Here is an 18065-nt window from a genome sequence, read left to right on the forward strand (position 1 = left end):
CGTCCGCGCCGAGAACCGCGCCGCGCGCTACGGCGTGTCGAACGAGAGCACGCCCGAGTCGTCCGTCCTGTAGCGCCCGCCCGGCGTGATGCGGATCGAGAGCTCCGGCTCCCGGGAGACGACGGCCACGTCGTAGCCGGCCTTCGGCAGGAGACCGGTGATCACGTGCCGGCGCGTCGCGCGAGGCACCTGATAGGACAGCGGCCCCGAGCTCGCTCGCGGTTCCGAGCGCAGATCCGAGCGGAAGAGGACGACCGTGCCTGCCACGAGCGCGCCGTCGAAGCCGGAGCCCTGCGCGCTGTCGATCCGCGTCGCCGCGTCCATCGCCGCGCCCGCGTCCGCGCCTTGCAGCACGTGCAGGAAGCGGACGTCCGTCGGAGCGCTCTGATCCTCCACGACGAGGCGGTGGGTCGTCGGCTCCATCGCCGCCGGCTTGTCGACGTTCTCGACCGGCACGGCCGCCATGCGGGCGCTCCGCGGCAAGAGGCTCTGGATGAACAGCGTCTGCCCCCGCGGGGTCACGGCGCTTGCCGTCCGGCCGGCGATCCGCGGCGCCGACGTGGTCATCAGGTTGAACCGCTTGAACCGGCCGGCGGTGCGCGACGTCGCGCGGTCGTAGACGACCACGTGATCCGGCTGCAGCCAGACGACCGACCGGCTCGCATGGACCATGTCGCGGGCGGCGTCCGTGGGCGTCCAGACGTTCTCGCGGGTGTTGTACAGATCCGTCGCTATCCCCTCAGCGAACACGTAGCCGGCGCCCCGGGTCATGCGCGTGATCGGATCGCCGGCGGCGCGCCCCTCGCGCCACTGGCCCCCTCGCGCGACGATCTCCTTCTCGAACCAGCGCATATTCGACGGCTTGTCGTTCTGCAGGGAGAGGGTGTTGTGGTAGTCGGTCGTGGCCCCGATCAGGTTGTTCGAGTAACTCGTGTGCTCCTTCGTCAGCCACTCTCCCTTCCGGTAGAGCTCGATCTGATTGCAATCGCCGATCTGGTGGTTGATGGTGACCCAGCCGCACCGCCAGGTGAACCACGTCGCGCCCGCCGTCCAGTCCGAGCGCGCGCGGAGGGAGCCGCGCCCCTGCGCCCGCTCGAAGAAGGCGGTGGGCATCGACGGGCGAGGGTCCGCCGGGAGCGGCGCGGCCGGGTCGAAGAGCATGAAGCTCAGGATCGCCCGGCTCGGGGCGGGCGAGCCCCAGATCTTGGACGTGCGCGCGTAGAGCTCGGGCGCGCCGCCCGCGATCGTGTTGGCCACGATCCAGCGCGACCTCTGCAAGCGCGCGGTGTTGCCCGTGAGCTGATCGTAGACGCCCAGCGAGCCGAACAGCTCCGCGAAGCGCGGCTCGACCCAGACCTGCAGCGCGTCGCCGTAGTTCGCCATCTCGTAGACCGGCCCGAGGTCGCGCCTCGACGGGTACGTGACCGGGCCCGGCGCGATCGAGTGCAGGAACCCGTCCGTGAAGCGGTCCCAGTATCCGCTGCGCAGAAGCCCGATCTGAGGCCCTGACTGGGCCTGGGTGCCGTAGCCGGCCGTATAGAGCCCGAGCAGCGCGTGGTGGAGGGTCGCGACGCCGCCGCCGTAGAGAAAGCCCTCCACGGGCAGGCCGCCGCTGGCCACGCCGAGCCCGTCGGACGGGACCCCGAGCTGCTTGGCCGCGGTCTCGGAGGCCTCGAAGACGGCAAAGGCCTGGTAGAGCCACGCGCCCGTCGCGTGCGCGCGATAGCTGCGCAGCGTGTTGCCGAGCGCCCCCGCCGGCGCGCTCGGATCGAGCGGAGGGTCGTCCGCGTCGTCCATCGAGAGCGACATCAGCGTGACCTGGCGCAGATGGCCCAGATAGTAGTTGTTCGCAGCCCACCTGAGCTGGAGTGGATCGCGGAGCAGCGCCGGATCGTTCATGACGCCGACGGGGTGGGGGTGCTCGTTGCCCGCCGTCGAGGCGTGGAGGTTGTCGTCAATCCACCTGAGAAAGACCTGCCGTATCTTGGCCTTGTCGCCGGCGGAGAGCACCGGACGGCCGCCGCTGTCGGTCGCGTCATAGATCCAATCGACCGTCAGCGGGAACCCTTCACCCCACCAGCGCGAGCGATCGCCGGTCGCGAACCCCGGGCGGCGGAAGGGCTGGCCGTCGGCTCTCCCCTTGCTCGCCTCCTCGATGGCGACCATCAAGAGATTGCGCGCCCTGACGGCGTGGGTGGGGCGGGCCGCGACGTCGGCATCGATGAGCGACATGAACGCGAAAAACTCGGCATACGCCTCGGTCGGATACTGCTCGTAGGCGTTGGTGCCGCCGTCCGGCCACGTCGGGTTCGGCCGGCCATTCGGGTAGAACCGGCCTTCGTAAGCTGCGATCGCACCCCGGAGCGCGGGCAACATGGCTTCCCTGTACATGCGGTTTCGGCTGTCCGCGGCCCACCCGCGCAGCCTCGGGAGGTGTTCGTTCGTGAGCCAGAGTCGCGGGTGACCGGTGACAGGCTGCGCGGCGGCGCGCCCCGGCGCCCCGACAAGGCCCAGAGAGAGCGCCGCGGCGGTGAGGATGTGGTGAATCGGTCGCATGCTGGTTCTCGGTATCGCTGGGCGCGAACAGCCGCGCCGGCCAGCGTTGACCCACGTTGAACAGCACGCGTCGTGCCGAGTATTTGCGTGCGCGCCGCGCGCCGCGCGCCGCGCGTCACGAGGAATGAGCCGTGTGCGTCCGTGTCACATGACCAACATCGACGGTGCCGCCGAGCGGCTCGCGCGTGGCGACCTAATCACCCCTCGGGCCGAGACGCGCGCTTCCTCCCTGTGCTCGACCGGCGGAGGACGGCGCCATGCACGTCGTGTCGATGGTAATGCCGCATACCATTCACCTGGTAAGGCGACGCCATCGGGGCCGAGGCGGCGCTCGCGCTTCGCGGGGCAGGACGGCGGCGACGTCGAAATAGGGAGCGCAATCGAAATACCGAGCGGAGTGAGCCCTCGCCTCCGCGCACCTCCGCGGCCCCGGAAGACTCGGACACCGCGGAACCTCGGAGGACACGCGCATGGCGGATCGAGGACACATGACGCGAATCCGCCACACCTCCGCGCGGATCTGTCGCTATACTGGGCGAAGATAGGAGCGCTCTGCAGTATGCCGACGCCAGACTCCGCCCAGTTCCTTGGCGATCCTCGGGTCCTCCGCGAGGGGAATCTCGTGAAGGGCACCCTGATCGGCTCCCGCGCCGAGACCCTGCGGCAGAGCTATGGCGAGCGGGTCGTGGCGGATCTGAGCCGCCAGCTGTCGCCGCAGGCAGCCCGCTACCTCGACGATCCGCCGATGCCTCTGGCCTGGCACGACATGGCGCCGCTCCTCGAGATCGACTGCGCGCTCCTGCACGGGCTCTTCGGCGGCAGGATGGAGAAGATGCGCTTCTTCGGCGCGGAGGTCGCCCGGAAGGACCTGACGACGACCTACAAGACGATGGCGACGGGGGGCTCGCCGTCGGTGCTCTTCAAGCGCTTCGGCCTCATGTACAAGACCTACTTCAAGTACGGCGACTTCAGCGCGACGGCCACCAGCGACGCCGCGGGGAGGGCCACGCTCTCGGGCGGCGGCCTGCCGCTCTACATGTGCGGCCATGCCATCTCGGGCTGGGTCGAGGCGGGCCTCGCGCTCCTGGGCAGCAAGCGCAGCTCGGTCGAGCATACGGCCTGCAGGCACCGCGGGGCGCCGCGGTGCACCTGGTCGATCTACTGGTGATCCGCCGCTGATTCCTCTGGACTTCGCCCCGAACCTCAGCGTCCGCTTCGCGGCCGCGCTGGTTCCGTGGCAGCAATCCCTGGCGGGATTTTTGACATGGAACTAGGCGGCGGCCCGCCCGTCGTCCCCGAACGCCGCCCGCGCGAGCAGCCGCTGAAGCGCCTCGGCGCTCTCCTCCCACGACGGCGGCGCCGCCTCGGCGAACGCGTCCTCGTCCCAGGCCCGCGCGAGCGCCTCGCGGAGCGCCCGGCCGAGCGCCCCGGCATCGCGCGACGGAACGAGAAGGCCGGTGCGCCCCGGCGTCACCACATCCGGTATGCCCCCGACGCGCGTGGCCACCACAGGACGCGCAGCCGCGAGCGCCTCGAGCACCACGTTCGGCGTTCCTTCCGCCCAGCTCGGAAGCGCCAGGAGATCCGTCGCGGCGAGGTGGCGGGCAACCGCGGCGAGCGGCCTCGCCCCGACCGCGATGATCCGGCCGCGCCCCTCGCTCGGATCGGCGGGCGCGCGCTCGCGATCGCGCTGCGCGGCGGCCTGCTCGACCGCAGCCCGCTCCGGACCGTCGCCGACGATCACGAGATGGACAGGCTCGCTTCCGTCGTGGCCGTCCCTGCCGAGCGCCTCGAACGCGCGCAGCAGCTCGTGGATCCCTTTCTCCCGGCTGACGTGCCCGACGAAGGTGACGATGCGCCCGCGCGCCGGGAGCCCGAGCTCGCGCCGGGCAGCGCGCCGGTCGGCAGGGCGGAAGAGCGCGCGGTCGACCCCGTTGCGGACGAGGACCGCGCGCTCCTTCGGCGCGCCGAGCGCCACGAGCGCCTCGACCATCGGCCGGCTCACGCCGATGGCGCATGCGGCGGACCGGAGCGCGCTGCCGACGAGCGGCCGCACCGAGCGCCAGCGCGCCACGACGTTCACGTCCGTGCCGTGGGCCTTCACCGCATACGGGAGGCCGAGCATCCGGGCGAGCAGCGCCGCGGCGCAGGCGTCGGGGTAGAGCCACGCCCCCAGCACGACGTCGAACCGCCCCCTTAGCCGCGGGACATACGGCAGGAGCCCCGCCAGGTAGAGCGGCGCGTTCACGGGCGCCAGCACCCGGCCCGCCCCGGGAAGGTACGGCGCGCGCGCGTGGACCACGGAGACGCCGTCGATCTCGTCGCGCGCGGGCACCGCCACCAGCCGGCCCGGGCGTGTGCGATCGCCCAGGAGCGATACGCCCGGGTGGTACGGGATCGCCGCGAGCACCTCCACGGCGCACCGGCGCGACAGCGCCGCGAGCTGCTGCCGCTGGAACGCGCACGACAGCGGCTCAACCCGGTTCGGAAAGATGCGCGTCACCCAGAGGACGCGCAGCGGCCTCGGCCAGCCCGCCTCCTTCATGCCCACGTTCACACCAGACTTCATGGTGTAACATTTGTTACATTCGATGGGTCCGCCCTCAGCGGGGCAGCCATGGACTCCGGGGTACGTCCTGCCCTGTCGGCGCACGTCCACACCGCGAGCGCGCGCATTGCACGGCCTGGCCCGCTCTCAGGAGCGTCCCCGGCGGCGCCGCTCAGCCCCTCGCGCTGCACGCGGTGGCACGCGCACGCCGAGGCCAGATTTGTAATGTTGCAAACATCATCGAACGTGGGACGCTCCGGGCGCCGGGCGTGCTGCCGGGGAGGGGAGGGCGGCCGATTCGGGTCGCTCCGTGCCGCGGGGCTTGCCGCTCGACAGCGAGGGGGCGCGTGTTCTCGTTCGTCTTGCCGATGTGGGACTCCGACGTGACGGCGCGGGCGGCGCTGGAGCAGAGCGTGGCGTCGAACGTCGGGGACGTGGGCTCGGGAGCGCTGATGGCTGGCGTCGTCGGCTCGCTCGAGGGCTCTCTCCGGGGCGAGGTGTCTCGTTATGGAGTGAGCGTCGATGGAAGCTACGAGCGGGTATTTCAGGTCTCGCTCGACCCGGCTCGACTCACGCCCTCCGACAGCGCCTCGGCGCGGCTCGGCGGGGGAGCGGGCTGGGCGCTCTCGCCGCTCGCGGATCTCTCCATGGCCGCGGCCGGCTACCTCGCGACGCGCCTCGGCGTGCGCGCCGACGACGCGCTCGCCGCGCGCGATCCGTTCCTGTCCGGCGATCGCCTGCAATACACGCTCTCCGCCGCGCCGGCCCTCTCCATCACGGCGTCGCGGCGCTCCTCGGTGCGCGTCGGCGTCGGCTACGAGCAGGCGGGCGCGCTCTCGGCGGACGACCCTGCCGCGGTCGGGATCGACGCGCACACGGGGCGCGCCGAGGTGAGCACCTCGTTCGACCTCGGCGCGCAGGACACGCTGACACCCGAGCTCCGGTACGAGGTCACCCAGTACCATCACGCGCTGCTCGACACCGATCTCACGCGCGGCGCGGCCCGCGTCCACGCCGGCGCCGCGCTCCTCTCCGAGTCTCACGAGCTCACGCGGAACCTCTCGACGCGCGTCGCCGGCGGCGTGACCGTCGCGAGCCCGCCTCCGGTGCTGTCGTCGCGCGACGCCGTGATCTCGCCGGCGGCGCGGCTCGGGCTCACCTACGTGGAGGAGCGCTATCGGCTGACGGCGGGTTATGCCTATGCCTACACGTCGCTCGGGCCGAGGATCGGATTCGGACACGAGCACGAGGCGTCCCTCGAAGCGAGCTTTCGGCCCGCCCGGGGCGGCGCGACCCGGGACCTCATCGTGACCGGGGTCGCCCGCTTCTCGACCGGCAGCGCCCCCGTCGCCGCCAATCCGCCGCTCCACCTCACCCCCGGCGCGGCGGCGCCCTCCAGGGAAGGGTCGCTGTCCACGACCACCGCGCTCGCGGGCGCGGAGATCTCCTATCCCCTCTGGCGCGGGCTCGCGCTGAGCGGCGGCGTCGATCTGGAGTACATGCGCGCCGCGCTCGATCCGGCGTCGAGCGCAGGCGAGGCCGGCGGCTCGCTGAGGAGCATCGTCAGCGCCGGGATCTCGGGGACGCTATCGACGGATCGACACCGGACGCTCCGCCGCGATCCCGACGGCGCATGGGACGACGAGCGCCGCGGCGCGATGATCCAGGGGATGCCCTCCGGCCGCTGGCAGGCGCCCGAGCCAGGCCGCGAGCCCGACGGCGGCGGCGACACCTCCGGCGAGGCCCCACCCGCGCGCGCCGCGCAAGCCGGCCCGCGCGCGACGCGCGACGCGCGATAAGCCCCCTCGACACGCCAATCGCTCCCCCGCAGGGGGCGGCGCGCTCACCCGCGCGACGGCTCAGCCGCCGGAGAGCCGGCGAGACGACCGTGCACCGGGCGGCGCGCGCGTGGCTGGCGTGGCGCGTGGCGCGTGGCGCGTGGCGCGTGGCGCGCGGCGGCTCAGCCTCGGTCCACGTGACGCTAAGGACTCCACGTAGGCAATCCGTCGATGGCGTTCTCGCGCCGCGACTCCCCACGACAGGTCGCACGTCATCGCCGCGACCCGGCCGCAAAAGCGCCAATTTCGCCGGGCCCGGCCTCGCGCGCGGCGGCTCAGTCCGCCGTCATGAAATGAGATTCGTCGGAGGCATCTGGCGATCTGCCCCGGTCTGCTCTAGTGTAGGTTCAACTACAACCGTAGGTGCCCCGTCAGAGGCGACGCGCCGTGATGTGCGACCGCCCGGGGCCGACGAGTGGAGGGACGATGCTGGAGCTGTTCCGGTCGCCGCGCCGGGCGATGGTGTGGTTTGTCGAGGCCAGCCTGCTCTCGCTCCTGGTGTGCTGCGCGCCGGGCGTGCTCGTGGGCTGGGAGCACATGCTCGATGGGGAGCGCTTCGGACGGACAGCGAGCATCTCGTTGGTTGCGCTGGTGTCGCTCTACTATCACGGCCTCTACGGGCCCGAGCCGCCCAGGGCACGGGCGCTGGTCCTGACGACGTTCCGGGCGCTCGGCCTGGCGGCGGCTGTGCTGTGGCTCGCGTTCTGGCTCGTGCCGGACGCGGAGATCAGCGACCGGGTGATCCTGACGTCGCTCGGGGCGGCGGCGCTCGTGCTCCCCGCGTGGCGCGCGGCGTGTGATCGGGTGATGAGGAGCGAGAGCTTCTCCAAGCGCGCGGTCGTGCTGGGTTCAGGCGAGCTCGCCCGCTCGTGCGCGGCCCTCATCCGGAAGGATGGACAGGTCCTCGGGCTGCGCCTCGCCGGCCGGCTCGTCCGAGACGAGGAGCCGATCGACGAGGCCGAGATCGCGGGGAGGTACCGTGACCTCCGCCGCCTCGTCGAGCAGCGCGGCGTCGCGGCGGTGATCGTGGCGACGTCCGATCGCCGCGCCGCCTTCCCGCTGGAAGAGCTGCTCGATCTGAAGCTCCGCGGCGTCGAGATCGAGGAGGGCATGGATTTCTACGAGCGCGTGACCGGCAAGATCTGCGTGCGCGAGCTGAAGCCGAGCCAGATCATCTTCTCTCACGGGTTCAGCGTGCGGCGGCGGACGCGGATCGCGAAGCGGATCTTCGACGTCGCGTGCGCGACCGCCGGGCTCGTCCTCGCGCTTCCGCTGATGGCGCTCACGGCCGCCCTCGTGAAGCTCGACTCCAGGGGGCCAGCGCTCTATTCGCAGATCCGGACAGGCGCTCTCGGGAAGCCGTTCAGGATCCACAAGTTCCGCTCGATGAGGACCGACGCCGAGAAGGACGGGGCGGCGTGGGCGACGGAGAACGATCCGCGCGTGACCCGCGTGGGGCGGTTCATCCGGAAGACGCGGCTCGACGAGCTGCCGCAGCTCTGGAATGTGCTCGTCGGCGAGATGAGCATGGTGGGTCCGCGGCCCGAGCGCCCCGAGTTCATCGACGCTCTGGAGAAGCAAATCCCCTTCTTCCGGCAGCGGCTCTTCGTGAAGCCGGGAGTGACGGGGCACGCACAGGTGCGCTGCCGTTACGGCGCGTCCGCCGAGGACGCGCTGGAGAAGCTCCAGTATGATCTCTATTATATGAAGAGCTTCTCGCTCTGGTTCGATATCTCCATCCTCATCGACACCGTGAAGGTCGTGCTCTGGCGCATCGGCGCACGGTGAATCGTCCGGCCGCCGCTCCGTGCAATGGCTGCGCTCTTTACCGCCGGGCTCGGTGGCGCGCCCTCTGCAGAGCACGCGCCAGAGATCGGCGGGCGTCGGTCTCCGGGGGGTTCGGCGATGAAGACGTGGATGAGGGCGAGCGTCGTGAGCTCGGTGCTTCTGGTCCAGGGCTGCGCGGAGCTCGACCCGGCGCCGGGAGAGAGCGTCGCCGTCGCGGCGAGCAGCCTGAACGTCTCGGCCTTCCGCTTCATGGAAGGCGGAGAGCTGCCGTATGTGCTCGGCTTCTCGCCCGAGACCGGCCAGATCCTCGGCGGCGCGCACCAGCTCCTCATCCCTCGAACCGGCGGCCGCGAGGCGCTCGACGGCGCCAACCTGCCCTCGCACCTGCACCCCGAGCTCCGGGGCTCCCTGCTCCAGCTCAACTCGACGCTCCGGGAAGGCGAGGCGCAGTCGACCGCGTTCGCCTCGAACTGGTGGCCGCAGCGGCAGAACGGCATCGCCGATCGCTGGAACTCGGCCAACAAGAACTACTCCGACCGGATCTCCGACCCGGACAACATCTCTCCCGTCGAGAAATACGATGTCCTGTTCCACTCGGGGCAGATGGAGACGCTCGGGGCCATCGCCTCGTGGAGCATGGATGACCTCAGGAGGCCCCCCTACCTGCGCAATCCTCCGTATATCCAGCCGACGGTGGTCGTGGCCGGCCCGGCCACGCGCTGGGAGCTACAGCATCACGGGCTCTACCAGGGTGTCTACCCGGAGTACTGGTGGGGGCACTGCAACGGGTGGTCGGCCTACGTCGCCGCCGAGGGGGCCGGGCCGCGCCGCGACGTCCGGGTGAAGCTCTCCGGCGCGAAGGTGACCGAGTGCGCCGCGGCGGAGACCGGCTGCGTCCTGTTCCGCATGGCGGACATCGAGGCGCTGATGAGCGAGCTCTACTTCAGCGACTCGGTGACCTTCTCGGGGCGCCGCTGCGAGACGCGGGCGGATCGGACGATGCGCGACGTCTACGGCAGGCCCGTCGACCCCGCCTGCCGCGACCTGAACCCGGCCACGATGCACGTCGCCATGACCGGGCTGCTCGGGGTCGGAGCAAAGCCGCTCCACGGCGACTCGACCCAGCGACAGAAGCTCATGTTCATCGTCGACCACACCTGGGACGTCGAGGTGTGGAGCTTCCCCGTGAAGCAGTTCTCGATCGATGTCATCGAGGAGGTGGACGTCCGGCAGGCCGCGCGGCTCCTGTGCGGCGGCGCGTATGCGGGCGCCGACTGCTACAATTACAGGTTCAACCCGGGCGCGACGCGCTTCGTCCGCGTCGCCGCGCGCTTCTGGATGATCTCCGACTCGGTCACCGGCGAGACGCTGCTCACGCCGCCCGAGCAGCGCACCGTGCCGCTCTCCGTGTCGGAGCTGCACTACGTGCTCGAGCTCGACGAGAACCTCACCATCCTGGGCGGCGAGTGGATCAAGAACCCCTCGATCGTGAACGGGGTCAACGGCAAGGAGCTCCACCCGGATTATCTCTGGATCCCGGTGCGGGCCCAGGGCACGGGCGAAGACGCCGACGATCTCGGGGGCGCCGAGGACAACCCCTACATCTCGTACGCCAAGGTCAAGGCGCTGCTCACGCTCTCGCAGCGCAGCGACTGAGGCGCGATGCCGTGCGCGCCGCGCCTGAAGCGCCCGGCCTGTCAGAAGTGCGACGGCGGCGCGGCGGCGCGGCGGCAATTCAAGAAGCGTTGGCGGGGTGGACGGGACTCGAACCCGCGGCCTCCGGCGTGACAGGCCGGCGTTATAACCAACTTAACTACCACCCCAGACATCAGGGATACGACCGCTCAGCGAGCGCCGAGCCAGCTCGGCTTTGCTTCCCATGAGCAAGCTCGCCATGAGCCAACCTCCTCGCCTGGCGTGCACCGAGCGATGCAAGCCAACCAAGGGAGGCTCAGGCGAGCATCGACTCAGATGACAGGGAAGAAAGCTGGCGGGGTGGACGGGACTCGAACCCGCGGCCTCCGGCGTGACAGGCCGGCGTTATAACCAACTTAACTACCACCCCAGACTGACATCACTACAGATCACCCAGGCCCCTGAACCCAGGAAGTGGGCGGGACAGGGGTCGAACCTGCGACCATCGGCTTGTAAGGCCGACGCTCTGCCGCTGAGCTACCCGCCCCGTCGGAGAGGTGCGCGACTGTACTCGCCGAACGGAGTCCGTCAAGATTTATTTCTCGCGGCCTCCGTCCCTGGCAGATCGAGCCCGCGCCTGCCCCTGGATCTCCGTGGCTTTCGCCACGCGCCGCCCGCCGTCACGCGGGCCCGCCCCCGGCCTCCGCCCTCGCGATCCGTGCCGCGCCGCGCCCGCGCCTCGCGTCGCTCGTTTGCTGTGATGGCAAGCGCTGTCACGAACGCGCTGGGCAGACGTGCGAACAGAGCTGTTGGACCGTGTGACAACCTGACTCATCGACACACTTCCAGCGTAAAATTCCCATGTGTCCGCGCTACGCTGTGCGTCAGCGGCGCCAGCGGCGTGTACGCGTAGTGGAGGAGCAAGCAACGTATGGCGGAGAAGATCGGCATCCTCGTCGGCTGGGAACAGTCGTTCCCTCAGGCCTTCCTCGAGAGGTGCAACAAGGTGCCGGGCGTCCGGGCGGAGATCGCGAAGCTCGGCGGGACGCCCGAGCGGTTCGAGAGCCCGTACCGGGTGCTCATCGACCGGATCAGCCAGGAGGTGAAGCACTACCGCTTCTACCTGAAGGCCGCCGCGCTCGGCGGGGCGTTCGTGATCAACGACCCGTTCTGGTGGAGCGCCGACGACAAGTTCTTCGGCTACTCGCTGGCGTCGCAGATCGGCATCGCGACGCCGCGCACCGTCATGCTGCCCCAGCGCGACTACATCCCGGCGATCGTCAAGGAGCGCAGCCTCCGCAACCTCGAGTATCCGCTCAACTGGGAGGCGATCATCGACTACGTGCGCTTCCCGGCCATCCTCAAGCCCGCGGACGGCGGCGGGTGGAAGGACGTGTCGGTGGTGCGGAGCCAGGAGGAGCTGCTCGCCGCCTACAACGCCTCGGGGCAGAACGTCATGACCCTGCAGGAGTTCATCGACTTCGACGACTACGTCCGCTGCATCTGCGTCGGGAAGGATCGCGTCCTCCCGATCCAGTACGACCCCAGGGCGATCGGCCCCACGGGGCTCCGCGGCTGCTACGTGCAGCACGACAGCGAGCGGTGGCTCCCGAAGGCGCTGCACGACCGCGTCATCGAGGACGCGATCAAGATCAACAAGGCGCTCGGCTACGACATGAACTCGATCGAGTTCGCGATCCGCGACGGCGTCCCGTACGCGATCGATTTCACGAACCCGGCGCCGGACATGCACATCGAGCACCTGCGGGAGCGGTACTTCAACATCGCCGTCGACTGGATGGTCTCGTTCGCCGTGGAGTGCTCGAGGGGCGACCGGCGGACGAGGGACGGCTACGCGTGGTCGAGGCTCGTCCGGCCCTCCGTGGGCAAGGTCCGGCTCGGGGCCTCGTCATGACCGACGTCGAGGGGCTCCTCGACGGCCAGTTCACGCTGGGCATCGAGGAGGAGTTCCAGATCGTCGACGCGGAGACGCGCGAGCTGCGGTCGTACGTGAGCCAGCTGCTCGAGGGGGGGCAGGGCCACGAGCTGCTGCGCGGCCGGGCCCGCCCGGAGATGCACCAGTCGGTCGTGGAGACGGGCACCGGGATCTGCCGGGACATCCGGCAGGCGAGGGGAGAGCTCGTCGAGCTGCGCGGCAGCCTGAACGCGCTCGCGCGGCGAGGGGGGATGCGGATCGTCGCGGCCGGGACGCACCCGTTCAGCGACTGGAAGAAGCAGGACATCACCGACGGCGAGCGCTACCGGTGCATCGTGGAGGACCTGCAGGACGTCGCCCGCGCCAACCTCATCTTCGGGCTGCACGTCCACGTCGGCGTCAAGGACCGCGAGGTGGCGATGGCCCTCGCGAACCAGGTCCGCTACTTCCTGCCGCACATCCTCGCGCTCTCCACGAGCTCGCCGTTCTGGCTCGGCCGCCCCTCGGGGCTGAAGAGCACGCGCAGCGAGATCTTCAAGCGCTTCCCGCGCACCGGGATCCCGGGGCTCTTCGAGTCGTACGGCCACTTCCAGCGCTTCGTCGATCTGCTCGTGAAGACGGGCTGCATCGACAACGCGAAGAAGATCTGGTGGGACGTCCGCCCGCACCCGTTCTTCGACACGGTCGAGGTGAGGATCTGCGACATGACCACGCGCCTCGACGACACCGTGGCGCTGGCCGCGCTCGTCCAGGCCGTCATGGGCAAGCTCTACCTCCTCTACCGGCGCAACCTCGGGTTCCGCGAGTACCGGCAGGAGCTCATCGAGGAGAACAAGTGGCGCGCCGTGCGCTACGGTCTCGACGGGCAGCTCATCGACTTCGGGAAGCAGGAGCAGGTCCCCGTCCGCCACCTCGTCGGCGAGCTCCTCGAGTTCGTGCAGGAGTCGGCGGAGATCTTCGGATCGCAGGGCGAGCTCGAGCGGGTCCGGAGGATCCTCCACGAAGGGACGAGCGCGGATCGCCAGCTCGCGGTCTTCGCCCGGACGAAGAGCTTCCACGCCGTGGTCGACGACCTGATCGAGCAGTCGAGCCTCGGCCTGTAAGGGCTGCCCGGCGGCGGAGGACGCCGTGGGCGCCGTGGGGAGGCCGCGCGCCGGGAGGAGCCCTCCTCCCGGCCGCGGGCGGCTCCCGCGGAGGCGCTCGGCGGGGCAGGGGCGGCGGGGAGGGCAGGATGCATCGAGCGGCGGCCGCCGGCCGAGGCGCGCCTCCGTGCGAGAATTTCTGCTCGCGCTCCGGCTCTGCTACCGTGCGGCCGTGGGAAACGCTCCGCATCGCTGCGTCGCAGCTCTCTCGGTGGGCTGGCTGCTCGCGCTGTCCGTCACCGCGGGCGCCGCGGGTTGCGCGTCGACCGAGTACGTCAACGAAGGTCCTGGGCAGCCGACGCCGCGGGCATCCGGCTCGCTGCCTCCCGGATCGGTGGGCGTCTGCAAGCAGCCGTTCACCAAGCGGCCGCCCATCGTGAGCGAGGAGCTCTGGGCGCACGCGAAGCCGTGCACGTCGCGCACGCCGCCCTCGACCATCCGGCTCGGCTACGCGAAGGACGGCTCCGCGGGCGCCGATCCGGAGACGGAGCAGCTGGTCGAGAAGGTGCTGGCGGCGCTCGCCGAAGGGACGAAGCCCGACGGCGGAAACAACCAGGTCACGGGCGCGATCCGCGCGGTCCGATCCTACGCGGCGAGGAAGGACGATCTGCGCGCCCGGATCGCGCGGGACTCGGCCTCGGATCAGGCGTGCGACGTGACCTACCTGCTCAACACGATGTCCGCCGCGCGGGGCAAGCTGTCCGGAGGCGACGCCTGCACCGCGGAGGTGTTCGACCCGGAGACGCGCGCCGACGCGTGCCTCTTCGACACGAAGCGGCCCGAGGGGCTCTGGCTGTCGAGCGGCTGGTCCTGCATGACGTTCACCGGGGCGCTCGGGAACGAGGCGTCCTGCCATCAGCTCTGCGGTTACGATGACTACTGCGCGCGGCAAGTGTACTGCGCCGCAGGCGACGTCAACCTGCTGCTCTGCGCGCTCGGCGTCTGCCTGCCGGAGCCGTCCGCCGGCATCAAGTGACGGCCGCGCGGAGCTAGTCCGCGCTAGTCCGCGAGGAGCGCGCTCAGCCGCTCGAGGACGCCGCGGAGCAGCTCGCGCGCGCCGCGAAGGAGCGCACGCACGTCGCGAAGCGCGTCGTGGACCTCGCCGGGCACGGGCAGGAGGCCCGCGCGGGCGGCGAGCGCCGCCCCCGAGACGAGCAGCAGGACCACGACCAGGGCCAGGAAGATGCGGCGGGGCCACCGCCGCCGTCGGCGGGGCGCCGGCGTCATCAGGGCCGGAGGCGCGGACTTGACCGGCAGCTTGCGGCTGGAGGGCGGCGGCGGGAAGGAGGACTTGGGCGGCGGCTCGTCGAGAGAGACGGGGAGGATGCCGGCGAACGTGGCCGGCAGCGGCGTGTTCCCGGCGGGCGGCCGCTTGCTGCTGCGCGGCTCGCCTCGCCGCCCGGACGTGGCGCGGAGCTCCCCCCGCGCCGACAAGCGGCTGTCCGCGAGCTGGATCGCCGTCGCGAGCTTCTTGCGGCGCTCGGCGACGGCGTCCCCGAGCGTCTCGCGGACGAAGCGGCCGACGTCGCCCTCCGTGACCGGGGTGCCGAGAGAGATCGCGATCTGGTCGAGCGTTCGCTGGAACGACGCGCAGTCGCTCCAGCGGTCCGCTGGATCCTTGGCCAGCGCGCGCTCGATCGCCAGCGCGAGATCGAAGGGGATGTCCGGCACGAGCTCGCGGATGGGGACGGGGGCGAAGCGAATGATGTTCTCCATCGTCTTCGCGTCCGTCTTGCCGCGGAACGGGTGGTAGCCGCTGAGGGTCGTGTAGAGGAGGACCCCGAGCGAGAAGATGTCGGCGCGCCGATCGACCTTGCCTGACGTGAGCTGCTCCGGCGAGAGGTACGGGATCTTGCCCTTGAGCTGGCCGGCGACGTTCGTCTCGTGCAGGCGGCCCGTGGCCTTGGCGACGCCGAAGTCGACGATCTTCACGATGCCGTCGAACGACACCATCACGTTCTGCGGGGAGATGTCGCGGTGCACGAGGTCGACGAGCCTGCCCTCGTCGTCGCGCAGCTCGTGCGCGGCGTGCAGGCCGGCGCAGATGCTCGAGGCGATGCGCAGGAGGATCGGCAGGGGGACGCCGCCGGTCGTTTTCACCTGCTTGTTCAGCGAGGCGATCGTGTCGCCGTCGACCCACTCCATGACGATGTAGAGCACGCCGTTCTCGTCGCCGAGCTCGACGATCTCGACCGCGTGGGGGTGCCGGATGCGGGACGCGAGCCGCGCCTCGTCGAGGAACATCGCCTCGAAGGCCGGGTCGTCGCCGAACTCCGGCAGCATGGTCTTGATGGCGACGATCTTCTGGAAGCCGCGGGATCCCACGAGGCGCGCCGCCCAGACGGCCGCCATCCCTCCACGGGCGACCGGCATGAGGAGCTCGTAGCGGCCCAGCGTGTCTCCAGGCTTGAGGTCCGACAGGATCTGCACGCGGTGGTCCTACTAGATGGGGAGGCGGAGTTTGGAGGGGTAGGGCTCGAGTGCCACCGTTACGTTCGTGGAGGCCCGTAGCCTCGACGTCTGCCGGAGCGACGCAGCGCCATCGCGCCTGCACGTCACGAAGGAGGTCCCGCAAAGCCAGGGTGCCACGAAGCGTATACTGACCTCAAGCTCGGGGGCGAAGGCGCCTCGGAGGGACGCATCGCAGCGAAGGGTAGGCGAGCGCGGCCCGAAGAGAGGACGCGGCGAGCGCGGCCGGGGCGATCGATGCGGCGCGCGAGGAGATCGGAACGGATGGGAACCGATCGGAACCGATGGGAACCGAGTGCGGCGAAAGGGAATGATTCGTTGCGTGTAAAGACGCGTGTAAAAGTGCGCGCAAAGGTGCGAAAAGTGCGCCAGCTCGCGTTGAAGACGCGGTCGCTGGAGTCGTGATACACGGTGAGCGACCTGCTCGACGAGGCCTCATGGAAGCCAATTTGCGCCCGATCCCGCCGCCTCACGACGAAGACAACGAAGACGTGCACTGGGCGCTGTCGACAGCGACCGCGCTGTGGGGGCGCGGGGAGCGCGACGAGGCCCTGAAATGGCTGCGCCGCGCCGCGGAGCAGGCCTCGGATGCCAACGCCGACCTGCGCGCCCTCGAGCTCTTCAAGGCCGCCGCGGAGGTGGCGCAGAAGATCGCGGCGCCCGAGGCGGATACGGCCACGGCCTCGCAGCCCACGACCGCGAGCGCGCCGCCGAATGCGGCCGCGAGCGCGCCTCCCCAGGCGTCCGGCGCGCCTCCCGCGACGGCGAGCGCGGCGCCGCCTAGGCCGAGCGCGCCGGGGGCATTGGCGCGACCGTCGCACCCGCCGGGCGTGGAGGCAGGACGAGCCGAGCGCGGCGGCGCGGGTACGAGCGCGCCGCCCGCCGCGATGCGGGCGCCTTCGGTCCGCGCGCCCGCCGGCGATGCGCCGACAGCGCCGAGCCCGATCTCGTCCGCGGCGGCGATGTTCCGCGACGGCGCCGTGCCCAGGCCCGCGGCGGGGCCGGGCCGGCCGGCGTCGGTGGTGCCGGGGCGCGCCCCTGCGCCGGTGAGCGCAGCGGCCCTGCGCGACGTGACCCCGACCCAGCTGTCGCCCGCAGCGCGCACGCCAAGCCACGCGCCAGGGCTCCCGGCGCGCCCTGCCGCGGCGACGAAGACCGGCGCCCCGCCGGGTGCGGCCGCCTCGACGGCCGGATCGCCTGGCCGCGCTGTCACGGCGAACGCGCGTGCGATCACCGGCTTCGCGGCGTCGCCCCACGGGAGGGTGTCGTCGACCACCGCGGTGACCGAGGAGGTCCCGGCGGTCAAGCTCCCGGCCGCGGGGGCGCTCGCTGGCCAGGAGCCGGGGCAGGGCGCGTCGGACGCCGCGCGCGAGAGTGCCAGCGGGGAGCAGCTGCCGGCCGACGCGGATCCTCCGGCCGATCAGCGCGCGACGGTGCCGACGCCGACGGCCATGGCCGCGGCGTTGGCGCGGCGGCCGGCGGTCCCGCTCGGCGCGGGCTCATCGCAGGAGGCGACCGAGCGGCGCCCGGGGCTCTGGCCGAGCTCGGACGATGAGGGCACCGCGCGCCGCCCCCTGACCCCGCAGGAGCAGCGGGTGCTGATGGAGCTCCGGATCGAGGATCTGGACGAGGAGACGCCGATGCTCGCCCTGGAGCAGCTGGCGGGCGACGGCAAGCCGCCCGCGGCCGCACCGGAGGCGGGCCACGCGTCCGACGACCGCGCCGACTGGACCGAGGCTGAGCCGGATGAAGCCGACGCCGGCATCGCCTCTGCGGATCATCAGGGCGACCCGACCTTGGCGGGGGAGCCCTCGGACGCGGTGCAGGGGCAGCGCGCGGAGGATGCGGCGTCCTGGTCGCAGGGAGACGCCACGGACGATCGTGGGGGCTCGTCGGAGGACTCGTCGTGGAACGATCCGCCGTACGAAGGGGAATGGCAGGCGCCGCCGCCGCGGCTGCCCGCGTCGCAGATCGAGCCGCTGCCGGCGCTGCGGATCGCGGTGATCGGCATCTCGAGCGCCGGGGAGCTCCGGCTCGTCCCGATGGATGGAAGGAACGCTCCGCCCCGGGGCGCGGCGCTCGGGATCCTCGTCCCGCTGAGCCCCGGGGACGGCGAGACGATCGCGCGGCTGCTCCAGCTGCGCAGCTGAGCT

The 18065-nt window shown here is 71.2% G+C and carries 11 protein-coding genes and 3 tRNA genes; 8 read left to right on the plus strand and 6 right to left on the minus strand.

Annotated elements, in window-relative coordinates:
- Positions 1-27 precede the first annotated feature (27 nt).
- Complete coding sequence (locus tag WMF46_RS19590) at positions 28-2556, minus strand: hypothetical protein (protein WP_437987000.1); 2529 nt, start codon at positions 2554-2556, stop codon at positions 28-30.
- Positions 2557-3115: 559 nt separating this feature from the next.
- Between WMF46_RS19590 and WMF46_RS19595 the strand changes: the two genes are divergently transcribed.
- Positions 3116-3724 (plus strand): hypothetical protein, encoded by a 609-nt coding sequence (locus WMF46_RS19595; RefSeq protein WP_437987001.1) that lies wholly within the window; start codon positions 3116-3118, stop codon positions 3722-3724.
- A gap of 102 nt (positions 3725-3826) precedes the next feature.
- Here the strand turns inward: WMF46_RS19595 and WMF46_RS19600 are convergent, their stop codons facing one another.
- Positions 3827-5125 (minus strand): glycosyltransferase family 4 protein, encoded by a 1299-nt coding sequence (locus tag WMF46_RS19600; protein ID WP_437987002.1) that lies wholly within the window; start codon positions 5123-5125, stop codon positions 3827-3829.
- A gap of 326 nt (positions 5126-5451) precedes the next feature.
- On the opposite strand from WMF46_RS19600, the gene WMF46_RS19605 reads away from it, so the two are divergent.
- The 3 genes from WMF46_RS19605 to WMF46_RS19615 all read left to right on the plus strand — a co-directional run bounded on the left by WMF46_RS19605 (position 5452) and on the right by WMF46_RS19615 (position 10386).
- A complete protein-coding gene (locus WMF46_RS19605) occupies positions 5452-6903 on the plus strand; it encodes a hypothetical protein (RefSeq protein ID WP_437987003.1) in 1452 nt (483 codons plus the stop codon).
- Positions 6904-7332: 429 nt separating this feature from the next.
- Positions 7333-8730 (plus strand): sugar transferase, encoded by a 1398-nt coding sequence (locus WMF46_RS19610; RefSeq protein WP_437987915.1) that lies wholly within the window; start codon positions 7333-7335, stop codon positions 8728-8730.
- A 144-nt stretch (positions 8731-8874) separates the two neighbouring features.
- Positions 8875-10386 carry a hypothetical protein gene (locus WMF46_RS19615; protein WP_437987004.1) on the plus strand — a complete coding sequence of 504 codons (1512 nt, stop codon included), beginning with the start codon at positions 8875-8877 and terminating at the stop codon, positions 10384-10386.
- A gap of 90 nt (positions 10387-10476) precedes the next feature.
- On the opposite strand, the gene WMF46_RS19620 is transcribed toward WMF46_RS19615, so the two are convergent.
- The 3 genes from WMF46_RS19620 to WMF46_RS19630 form a co-directional block, all read right to left on the minus strand.
- A tRNA-Asp gene (locus tag WMF46_RS19620) sits at positions 10477-10553 on the minus strand.
- 165 nt (positions 10554-10718) lie between these two features.
- Positions 10719-10795 (minus strand) — tRNA-Asp (locus WMF46_RS19625).
- Between the two features lie 45 nt (positions 10796-10840).
- Positions 10841-10912, minus strand: a tRNA-Val gene (locus WMF46_RS19630).
- 384 nt (positions 10913-11296) lie between these two features.
- On the opposite strand from WMF46_RS19630, the gene WMF46_RS19635 reads away from it, so the two are divergent.
- The 3 genes from WMF46_RS19635 to WMF46_RS19645 all read left to right on the plus strand — a co-directional run bounded on the left by WMF46_RS19635 (position 11297) and on the right by WMF46_RS19645 (position 14419).
- On the plus strand, positions 11297-12280 hold the full coding sequence (locus WMF46_RS19635; protein ID WP_437987005.1) for an ATP-grasp domain-containing protein: 984 nt from the start codon (positions 11297-11299) through the stop codon (positions 12278-12280).
- Entirely contained in the window at positions 12277-13404 is a 1128-nt protein-coding gene (locus WMF46_RS19640; RefSeq protein ID WP_437987006.1) for a carboxylate-amine ligase, read from the plus strand. Before WMF46_RS19635 ends, WMF46_RS19640 begins: the two co-directional genes overlap by 4 nt.
- Before the next feature lie 166 nt (positions 13405-13570).
- A complete protein-coding gene (locus WMF46_RS19645) occupies positions 13571-14419 on the plus strand; it encodes a hypothetical protein (protein ID WP_437987007.1) in 849 nt (282 codons plus the stop codon).
- 23 nt (positions 14420-14442) lie between these two features.
- Here WMF46_RS19645 and WMF46_RS19650 read toward each other — a convergent pair whose 3' ends face one another.
- Complete coding sequence (locus WMF46_RS19650) at positions 14443-15873, minus strand: serine/threonine protein kinase (RefSeq protein WP_437987008.1); 1431 nt, start codon at positions 15871-15873, stop codon at positions 14443-14445.
- A 476-nt stretch (positions 15874-16349) separates the two neighbouring features.
- Here WMF46_RS19650 and WMF46_RS19655 point away from each other — a divergent pair, with 476 nt between their 5' ends.
- Complete coding sequence (locus tag WMF46_RS19655; RefSeq protein ID WP_437987009.1) at positions 16350-18062, plus strand: hypothetical protein; 1713 nt, start codon at positions 16350-16352, stop codon at positions 18060-18062.
- Positions 18063-18065: the final 3 nt, after the last annotated feature.

The organism is Sorangium sp. So ce117, from assembly GCF_051524395.1.
In the GTDB taxonomy this organism is placed as follows: Bacteria; Myxococcota_A; Polyangia; order Polyangiales; family Polyangiaceae; genus Sorangium; species Sorangium cellulosum_B.